General features: G+C 52.6%; 8 protein-coding genes. 1 reads left to right on the top strand and 7 read right to left on the bottom strand.

From position 1 onward, the window contains the following. Positions 1-212 precede the first annotated feature (212 nt). The 7 genes from XdyCFBP7245_RS09405 to XdyCFBP7245_RS09375 are packed head-to-tail and all read right to left on the bottom strand — an operon-like array spanning position 213 to position 8,134. A complete protein-coding gene (locus XdyCFBP7245_RS09405; protein WP_158255507.1) occupies positions 213-1,484 on the bottom strand; it encodes an LTA synthase family protein in 1,272 nt (423 codons plus the stop codon). A 2-nt stretch (positions 1,485-1,486) separates the two neighbouring features. Next, positions 1,487-3,334: a methyltransferase domain-containing protein gene (locus XdyCFBP7245_RS09400; protein ID WP_104615417.1), complete on the bottom strand. Its 1,848-nt coding sequence runs from the start codon at positions 3,332-3,334 to the stop codon at positions 1,487-1,489. Further along, positions 3,334-4,275 carry a glycosyltransferase family protein gene (locus tag XdyCFBP7245_RS09395; protein ID WP_104615416.1) on the bottom strand — a complete coding sequence of 314 codons (942 nt, stop codon included), beginning with the start codon at positions 4,273-4,275 and terminating at the stop codon, positions 3,334-3,336. Before XdyCFBP7245_RS09395 ends, XdyCFBP7245_RS09400 begins: the two co-directional genes overlap by 1 nt. Beyond that, positions 4,272-5,342 (bottom strand): NAD-dependent epimerase/dehydratase family protein, encoded by a 1,071-nt coding sequence (locus XdyCFBP7245_RS09390; protein WP_104615415.1) that lies wholly within the window; start codon positions 5,340-5,342, stop codon positions 4,272-4,274. The genes XdyCFBP7245_RS09395 and XdyCFBP7245_RS09390 overlap by 4 nt, the downstream gene beginning before the upstream one ends. Before the next feature lies 1 nt (position 5,343). Continuing rightward, positions 5,344-6,450 (bottom strand): acyltransferase family protein, encoded by a 1,107-nt coding sequence (locus XdyCFBP7245_RS09385; RefSeq protein WP_104615414.1) that lies wholly within the window; start codon positions 6,448-6,450, stop codon positions 5,344-5,346. After that, a complete protein-coding gene (locus XdyCFBP7245_RS09380) occupies positions 6,447-7,388 on the bottom strand; it encodes an electron transfer flavoprotein subunit alpha/FixB family protein (RefSeq protein WP_104615413.1) in 942 nt (313 codons plus the stop codon). The genes XdyCFBP7245_RS09385 and XdyCFBP7245_RS09380 overlap by 4 nt, the downstream gene beginning before the upstream one ends. Beyond that, positions 7,388-8,134, bottom strand: a complete 747-nt coding sequence (locus XdyCFBP7245_RS09375) for an electron transfer flavoprotein subunit beta/FixA family protein (protein ID WP_104615412.1) — start codon at positions 8,132-8,134, stop codon at positions 7,388-7,390. Before XdyCFBP7245_RS09375 ends, XdyCFBP7245_RS09380 begins: the two co-directional genes overlap by 1 nt. Positions 8,135-8,364: 230 nt before the next feature. Here XdyCFBP7245_RS09375 and rfbB point away from each other — a divergent pair, with 230 nt between their 5' ends. Then, positions 8,365-9,420 carry a dTDP-glucose 4,6-dehydratase gene (gene rfbB / locus XdyCFBP7245_RS09370; protein WP_104615411.1) on the top strand — a complete coding sequence of 352 codons (1,056 nt, stop codon included), beginning with the start codon at positions 8,365-8,367 and terminating at the stop codon, positions 9,418-9,420. The last annotated feature ends 49 nt before the right edge of the window (positions 9,421-9,469 follow it).

The raw sequence follows: 9,469 nt of genomic DNA, 5'->3' as shown, positions 1-9,469 counted from the left end.
CCGGGCCGTCCAGCGCTTGATCTGTTCTTCGTCCATCACTGCACTCATCGATGTCTCCTCTGAAAACTAACACCTGAGCAGAGTTTCAGTGGGTCATTACACACGCCCGCTTCAGCCTCGCGCAGGAAGCCGATGATCTGCTCTTCGGAAAAACGCTTCTTCACATCCAATCTCCTCGGGATAGGGAATTGGACTCCAAACTGAGGTGCTACTCAAAATTGGGGGGACGTCGGGGCCGCAGCGTTTTCTTTTCCCCACGGCCCATGATTTTGTATCGTTACTACAAAAGCCATGGTCGGCCTACTAGCCGACTCAATCTCAGACAACGCTGTCTCCATTAAAGACAATTCGCTTACTCTCTTCCACTTGCCTACGTCCCGATCTGAAAAGGCTTCAGAATCAATAAACGTATCAAATCCCAACATCGGCATGGCGAAATCACGACGCCAATAGGTCCTTATGTTGGGGTGTATTGCAACCGTCTGATAACCCGCCTTGCTTAAAGTTGAGGCCAATGATTCAATAGGATTCTTGAGTAGATCTATGTAAGAGAATTGGGAACTAAATGGCTTTGTGGGGATGCCCGAAATTGCCTCAAATTCAGTCTGAAGCGTACGCCCGCCAAAGGTTGGCGGTATCAAGATGCCTACTTGCGAAGATGAATTTAGTATCCCCTTCAAATAAGGCTCGATTGGCATGCCGCATAGAATTGAAGGCTCAAAGAGAGATTCGCTCTGCACTATAATAATATCTGGTTGCAGTCCGGTTATTTGCCAGTGAGCTCCCGCCAATCGTAAGAGTGGTGCAATCGCGCTTGGGTCAAACGTCGGCGACGTTCGGCCATATGCTCTAGCGCCCCTTAAGATATTTCCATTGATACCAGTTGCAGTGGTTTGCTCACTTTCGTCGAATGGATTCCAGGAAGAATCAGGTAATGGAATAGGAGAGTTTGGTATAACAAGTAATATTGCAAAAAAACAACTGAAAGTAATTATTGTGAGTCTGCAAAGTGTAGTAGTTTTATGTAGTTGGCGTGCCTCCCAGCTTAGCCACAACGCTGCGCCAACAAGTGCAATTAACACTGCGACGCCTATAGCTGAAATGCGAACAAAAGCGGTTGAGAGGGCCGGATCGCCTAGAAACGTTCGAGCGGCTAGCAGATCGGCGTAGACAAGATGTGAATTCAGTAAAAGAATTTTTTCGCTATCAATCCAATTGATCACCAGTTGAAGTGACGCTATCAAAGTTACGGCAAATACCGGGCGTCTCGTTGCTGCGCAAAGAGCTAACGTCAAAAGTATCGGAATTGCCGTATTGGGCCACTGGATTTCCAGTGGCGACGATATTGAAATATAGGGATCAATGACAACGTTGATTACCCAGACAGCAGCTACGATTGAAATCCAATCGAATAGCTCTACGATACGCCTTGGTCCTTCTATTGAATCATTTTTAGGCGTTTGCTTGGGCTTCAAAAATTTCAAAATTAACGCCTTATAAGTCGCTTTGCCCTTTGCACTATGCGCCAAGAACGAGATCCGCGTACTTCGGCTTGATATTGCTCAAGCTGTCGCGCGGACATTGCCCAAAGACGTGGGTAGGTAAACGAGCGCCCGAAAATGCCCGCGACGAAACGCAGAGGGCCACCGGCCCTCCATGTGGCGCTATTTAGCATGTTATGAACATCTTCTCGTAAAGCGTTGGCGTAACGTTCGCCATCTAGTTGTGGGTCGCCTATGACAGCAGAACTGCGCCCATTACGTTGATTCCAATCTTCCACAAGATGACGGATGCGAGTCGCACTTCCTTTCTCCAGCAGAAGCGGCATTAAATCTAGTTTTCTCCAAATGGCATGATGATTTGAGCGCCATTCGTCAACGGTATGCACAGTGAATGAAGATTCCCCACCGTCCCATTTGCGATAAATTGAGGTTATCTCTGAAGAACTGATCGCACCGCACACGTTCGCGGTCCGCATTAGGAAATCCCAGTCTTCAGTCGTGGTCAACGACTCATCGAAACGAATCCCTAGCTCTTGGAAAGAGCATCTAGGAATTGCCATAGAAACAGGGGGTGTTTGGTTTTGGATTAAATGCTGGAAGAAGTCAAAGTGTGTAGCAAAATCGGCCTGCATTCCACTTACAGCGCGTACGGAGGTACTGCTATACCCGGGGCGAACCTGCTTCCAAGTTTGTGCAACAACCCCTGACCTGAGCACACGGCCAGGCATCTTGGTTGCAAGATCGAAAAATTCCTGAACCCAATGACCAAGCACTATGTCATCGTCGTCCAAAATTGCAACATATTCACCCCTAGCCTCTTCAAAACCCACATTTAAAGGACGAGTTCGATTGCCTTCATGAACTTTAATAAAGCGTATCTTACTGCGCATTTCTTCATTCGTATCTTCTATTACACGCTCAACCTTGCGAGCAATGTCCGGATTTAAACGATGGCCTATCAGTAAAACCTCAAAGCTCTGGCATGTTTGTGCAGATAGACAAAGAAGGACGTCTCGCAGCGTGTCTAAGCGGCGCCCTTGGGTACGTGTCACAACAGACAAAAATGGTCTCTGCTGCTCAGTTTGATCGGTATAAGCTAGCGGTTGCGTAACATGACCCGCCAGGTATAAGCCGACAAATTGATTGACGCTAGCGGTAGTATCAACTTGGTCTCGCAACGAGCTCAAGAAAATGTTGAGAGAGCTCGCATGCGCAACCGCTGGATGAAATTCCGGAAAATGCTGGTCGCTCATGTTCGCATGTACATTATGCTGGTCTACGAGATGCCATCCCGAGCTATTCATCACGCGAGATAGCTCGTCCGCCGTGAATCCACGGAGATGTGTATGATCCATAAGACCTGTCGCAGTATAATCCCAGCGACCAAATGCTAGCTTGAATCCGATGTCACGGTGCGCGATATTGGGTACAGAAACCACTAAAGGAGCCGCGTGATCATTTGCCAGTTTGCGCAGCATTGCCGCAACGGCAGATGGATCAGCGAGATGCTCTAAAGTATCCAGAATGCTAATTGAGGCTATTTCTCGACCAGCAAGTTGCAGTTTGATAATGCGTTCCGCTTCATCTATGTCTGACAAGTCGATTCTGGCGGTTTCAAAACCCCTTTCATTTAATTGCGCTAAAGCAGTCTCACTGATATCAAAGCCAATGTAATTCCTTCCAATTTGGTCACGGATGGGCTCTGCTATCGGGCCCCGGTTGCAGCCGATATCTAGGTGTACTCCTGTAGAGTTACCATGTTTCTTTAAGAGATGTACTGCATGACCGTAAACGTTGTCATGGAAATATGGATTATTATAAATAGAGGACATCAGAGGTTAAACCTGTGTTCGGTATAAAAATCGCCAATGAACTTGGAAACTTTTACTTTTTTATCAATCGGTTCAGGAAGTCGACCTTCATTTTCCCGTTCCTTGAACTGCTTGGCCGCCTTATTGAGATGGGCCAAGTCGGATTCCTCGAAATATTTAATTAGTTTTTTAACAATATCCGGACGCGAATATTTGTGTGCCATAAATAACGCGGCCTCGGCAGAAAAATACTGTTCTGATGGTGCGGGATCCCATTTTCCGCCATTGCCTAGGCGCTTGTCATGAAATACGACAGCGGATGGCTGGTAAATTAACTTATAGCCGGCTAAACGCGCTCTCCAAGAGAAGTCAACGTCATCACAGTAGAGAAAGAAGGATTCTGAATCAAAGCCATTTAGTTCTCTTATCACTCCGAGTGGAATTAATGCGCAGGCTGTGGTTGCCCAATCTGTTTCTCCCGTCACTGGGTTATATTCTTTTGGATGCTCGATAGGTAGCTGTCTTGCTTCTACCAAACCAATCGTGTTATTTTGTAGTGGGCGCGATAATTCAATTAAAGCATCTGGGGCGAGCATGACGTCAGGATTCATTATTAAGACTGAGTCACATGGAGTTTCTTCCGACGTTGCTTCCCTGTCGGCTTGTTCTATCAATCTGTTGTGTCCACGCGCTGATCCTAGGTTTCCGTCGAAAAAAATCGTTTCGATTCTTTTTAGAGCAAAGCAAGTGGACCGAAGCGCATCTAGCGTGTCGTCGTTCAAAATGGGTCTTGGCGAACTATCGCCGTAAGTCAAAGAGACGCTTGCGGCTGCCCCCTTTGCAATGGCTAAATCAGCTGCACGGTTCAAATGCGCTACGGTCTGTCGAATCCTCTCAGGATCGTTTCCGTAGAGGACAGAATGAACTCTAATATGTCCTGCCGAGAACGTTTGATCATTCATTTGAGCTCATGTCCTTTGCCATTCATTGAATCAATCCAATGGCAGAGGCGCCGCATACCTGTCTTAACGTCTACCTTCGGCGACCAACTCAGCTGCTCTCTCGCTGAGCGCAATGAGCATGCGGCATGACGTACATCGCCATTGCGATATTGGCCGGTTACATGAGGCGAAGGAGCGTCGTAAATGGATGCGGCAATTTCGGCAATCTCGGCGATGGATAACGATTCACCAGATCCTATGTCTGCGAGGACGCCGTTTTTATTAGACGTCGCAGCGTCAACAATCGCCGAAGCGACATCATCAATGAACACGAAGTCACGTAGCATGGCTCCATCTTCATATAGTGGGATGCTTCTGCCGGATTTTGCTAGCTGTGAGAATAAGGAAACTATCCCTGTATAAGGATTGCTAAGTGACTGGCCCGGTCCATAAACATTTTGCAATCGAAGAATGTTCAGGCCTGAATTAAATGAAAGACACCAAGCTGACAGGATGTGTTCTTGAGCTAACTTGGTAGCACCATAGACGCTAGTAGGATTGGGAGTGGTGGTGTTCGCCTCGAAAGGCTGCGCAGTCAGTCCTTGGAAGTCCCACTGCGATCTTGCTAACATTTCTTCGGATCTTTGGCCTGGATAGTGGCGTGTGCCATCAGCTGCCTGCCAAGCCCCCTCACCATAAACCGCGCGGCTGCTAGATAGTACAAAACGCGCCGGCTTTATTCCGAAACGGCTAAACGCATCAAGCATTCTGGTAGTTCCCAGGACATTTACAGATGCATGACGGGACGCTTCCATCAATGACTGGCCTGTACCGGTTTCCGCCGCAAGATGTATGACAGTTTCAGGGTGGCAATTGGAAAGTACACGTTCCCACGCGTCTGGATCGACCACGTCATCAACGTATAGTTGCACGCGAGAATCTAATTGTTTTGGGCGGACCTGCTTTGGATGAATCTGCGGGTGCAAGTTGTCCATTACTACTACTTCGTCGTAGTAATCGGCCAAACTCTTGGATATGGCGCAGCCGATGAATCCTGCTCCACCAGTGACAAGGCAAACTTTTTTCATATTAAGTACTCGTGCTCAATGTGAGGTCTAACTTTTGCTTTGGTTTCTTGGCTAACGCGGGCTTTTCGATTAAGTGCCACGAAGCTACCGCAAGAATCAGTGAAATTGGAAGGCTTATTGCGGCATTTTGCAACGCCGATAAGGTATTGTTGGAAAGCTGGTTGATGATCTGTTGGATCAAAAATCCGTACAGATAAAGTCCATAAGAAAAATCGCCGAAACTGCCCGCCCCTTTTAGCGCAGCATCGGCGCTTAAACAAAGTGCAAGAACGCAGGTCGGCAGAATTATGTATAAGGATATTTCTGATGCTAAAGCGGAAGAAGGCTGAAATAGCGCGAAGATGGCGACTAAAAATAATGCTATCACTGGACGCATAAAGCGCTCTAAACCTGTGTATGCTATGGAGGCTCCGATGAAAAAATAGGGCGCTACATCCAGCGCACTGATTACATCAGTCCCGTAGAGAACTGGATGCTTTTCGGGAGGATGCATCCGGACCATCGATAAGCTAATAATGCACAGCGCAGCGGTGATTACCCAGATGGATGCTTTGCGCTTTATTGTCGCAGCAAAGGTTATCGCAAACGGGATGGCGACATACATGGCAAATTCGACAGGCAGGCTCCAAAGTGACCCGTTGATGGCTATAGGATATATATTTTTTTCAAATAGCCCGGGTAGATTATAAACAGGATAAAGAAATATGTTTCTCAGGTAAAAGTACGGGTGCGGCGATGAGAAGTAATCCGCCAAAGGTAACGTTGTCAGAATTGGGCCAACGACGAAAGCACTTATGAATACAATTATAATCAGTGCGGGAAAAATACGCACTGCCCTTTTCGCTAAATATCTCCAAGGGCTTGGATCCAATGTCCAACTCTTGCAGATTAAGTAACCGCTAATGACAAAAAAAATTTTGACTGCCATTGCCTGTACAGAGTTGCCAAACAACGCTGGGCTTGGAGTGTTTGTAAGAGGGTGAGCATGGCCGAAAATCACAGCTGCGGCTGCCAACAGTCGAACAGCGTCAAAATTGTTTTCCCTATGCTGGTGCCTACCTATCGGCCCTGAAAGAGGAATTTGTTGAACTCCCGGTGAATGATTCATAGACTAGATTCCAACTCAGGCAGCAACGCAAACAAATCCCCCACCAACCCGATGTCCGCAATCTCGAAGATCGGCGACTCCGGATCCTTGTTGATGGCCACGATGGTGCCTGCGTCCTTGATGCCGGTCAGATGCTGGATCGCGCCGCTGATGCCGATCGCCACGTACAGCTCGGGGGCGATGATCTTGCCGGTCTGGCCGACCTGCAGCTCGTTGGGGACGTAGCCGGCATCGACTGCCGCGCGCGAGGCGCCGACGGCGGCGCCGAGTTTGTCGGCCAGGCTGTAGATATGCTTGAAGTTTTCTGCCGAGCCGACGCCGCGTCCGCCGGACACCACGCGCTTGGCGCTCTGCAGGTCGGGGCGGTCGGAGTTGCCTGCAGCCAGGTCGATGAAGCGAGTGTGGGTCGGCAGTGCGACCTCGATGCTGACGGGCTCGACTGCTGCGCTGCCGCCGCTAGCCGCTTCCGGCCACGAGGCGCTACGCACGGTCGCCACGACGATCTGGTCGGTCGGAGCCTTCACCGTAATGATGGCGTTGCCTGCGTAAATCGGGCGCTTGAAGGTGTAGGCATCTTCGACGGTCATCAGGTCGGAGATCTGGTTCACGCCCAGCAGCGCCGCCACGACCGGCATCAGGTCCTTGCCGAAGGTGGTGGAGGGGCCGAAGACATGGGTGTAGCCCTGACCGGCCAGCTGCGCGATCTGTGGCCCAAGCACCTGAGCAAGCGCGTGTTCGTTGGCGGCGTTGGCCACGGTCAGCACGCGGGCAACACTGGCCAGCTGTGCGGCCTGGGCTGCAACGGCTGCAGGATCGGCCGCCAGCACGACCACGTCGATCGACTCGGTCGATATGGCCAGCGCGGCGCTGAGGGTCTTGGCGGTGGCCGCATTGAGCTGGCCGTTGAGGTGTTCGGCGACGACAAGAATCTTGGTCATTACAACAACCCCTTCTGCTTGAGTGCAGCCACCAGTTCGGCGGCGTCCTTGACCATCACACCGCGGCTGCGCTTGGCCGGCGCCGCATAGTGGGTGGTGGTGAGACTGTCGTGCGCGTCCACGCCCAGATCAGCGAATGCCAGGGTTTCCATCGGCTTGCTCTTGGCCTTCATGATGTCCGGTAGCTTGATGAAGCGCGGCTCGTTCAGGCGCAGATCGGTGGTGATCACCGCTGGCAGGTCGACCTCCAGCGTTTCCAGGCCAGCATCGACCTCGCGCGTCACCGTGGCCTTGCCATCGGCGACCACCAGCTTGCCGGCGAAGGTCGCCTGCGGGCGGCCCCACAAGGTGGCCAGCATCTGGCCGGTCTGGTTGGCGTCGTCGTCGATGGCCTGCTTGCCGAGGATGACCAGGTCCGGCTGCTCTTTCTCGACCAGTTTCAGCAGGGCGCGTGCGGCGGTCAGCGGCTGGATGGCCGCATCGGTGACCACGTGGATGGCGCGGTTGGCACCCATCGCCAGGCCGTTGCGCAGATGTGCGGCGGCATCGGCTGGCGCCAGGGTGGCGACCACCACCTCGGTGGCAATGCCGGCATCGCGCAGGCGCAGCGCCTCTTCCAGGGCGATTTCGTCGAACGGGTTAGGCGAGAGCTTGACGCCGTCGGTCACCACGCCGGAGCCATCCGGCTTGACCTGAATGCGGACGTTGTAGTCCACCACGCGCTTGTAGGCGACGAGGATTTTCATCGTGTACGAGATCCTTCAGCTATTGCGGGAAGGCCCGGCCGCAGCGGCAGGCTCGGGAGTGCGCCCATTCTAACCGGGCAGCATCCACCATGCGATGGCGTATGGATGCTGCGGTGCGTCAGGGGAGCCATGCGGAGTCGCTCGCGCTTAAGCCCGATATTGCCGTGAGCGTATATCCTGTGTGGCTTAAAAACGCAGCGCGTTTGGCGCGCGACCAGGAGGGGTAGACAGTGGCGACATGGCTAGTAACCGGCGGTGCCGGCTTCATCGGCGGCAATTTTGTTCTTGAGGCGGTCTCCCGCGGGGTTCGCGCGGTCAATCTGGACGCGTTGACCTATGCAGGAAATCTGAACACGTTGGCGTCGCTGGAAGGCAACGCGGACCATGTCTTCGTGAAAGGCGATATCGGCGACGGAGCGCTCGTCACTCGCCTGCTGCAGGAACACCAGCCCGATGCGGTGCTGAACTTCGCAGCCGAAAGCCATGTAGACCGCTCGATCGAAGGCCCGGGTGCCTTCATCCAGACCAACGTGGTCGGCACTCTGGCGTTGCTCGAGGCCGTTCGCGACTACTGGAAGGCATTGCCGGATGGGCGCCGAGACGCGTTCCGTTTTCTGCACGTGTCCACCGACGAGGTCTACGGCACGCTCGGAGAGACCGGCAAGTTCACCGAAACCACGCCCTACGCGCCCAATTCGCCGTACTCGGCCTCCAAGGCCGCCTCGGATCATCTGGTGCGTGCGTTCCACCACACCTACGGGCTGCCGGTGCTGACCACCAATTGCTCGAACAACTACGGCCCGTATCACTTCCCTGAAAAGCTCATCCCGCTGGTCATCGCCAAGGCACTGGCGGGCGAACCGCTGCCGGTCTACGGCGATGGCAAGCAGGTGCGCGACTGGCTGTTCGTCAGCGACCATTGCGAGGCGATCCGGACCGTATTGGCCAAGGGCAAGGTGGGCGAGACCTACAACGTGGGCGGCAACTCCGAGCGCCAGAACATCGAGGTCGTGCAGGCGATCTGCGCGCTGCTGGATCAACATCGTCCGCGCGAAGACGGCAAGCCGCGTGCGAGCCAGATCACCTACGTCACCGATCGTCCAGGGCATGACCGTCGCTACGCGATCGACGCCTCCAAGTTGAAGAACGAACTGGGTTGGGAACCTGCTTATACCTTCGAGCAAGGGATTGCGCAGACGATCGAGTGGTACCTGACCAATCAGGCGTGGGTGCAGGGTGTATTGGACGGAAGCTATCGCCTGGAACGCATCGGCGCCACGGCATAACCCTCCATTTTCAGTGTCCGCACAGGTATACGGACCCCCAAGGAAGCTC

The sequence above is a fragment of the Xanthomonas dyei genome, from assembly GCF_002939865.1.
GTDB lineage: Bacteria > Pseudomonadota > Gammaproteobacteria > Xanthomonadales > Xanthomonadaceae > Xanthomonas > Xanthomonas dyei.
The sequence above is the reverse complement of the archived record's forward strand: the minus strand, read 5'-3'. Positions and strand labels throughout refer to the sequence as shown.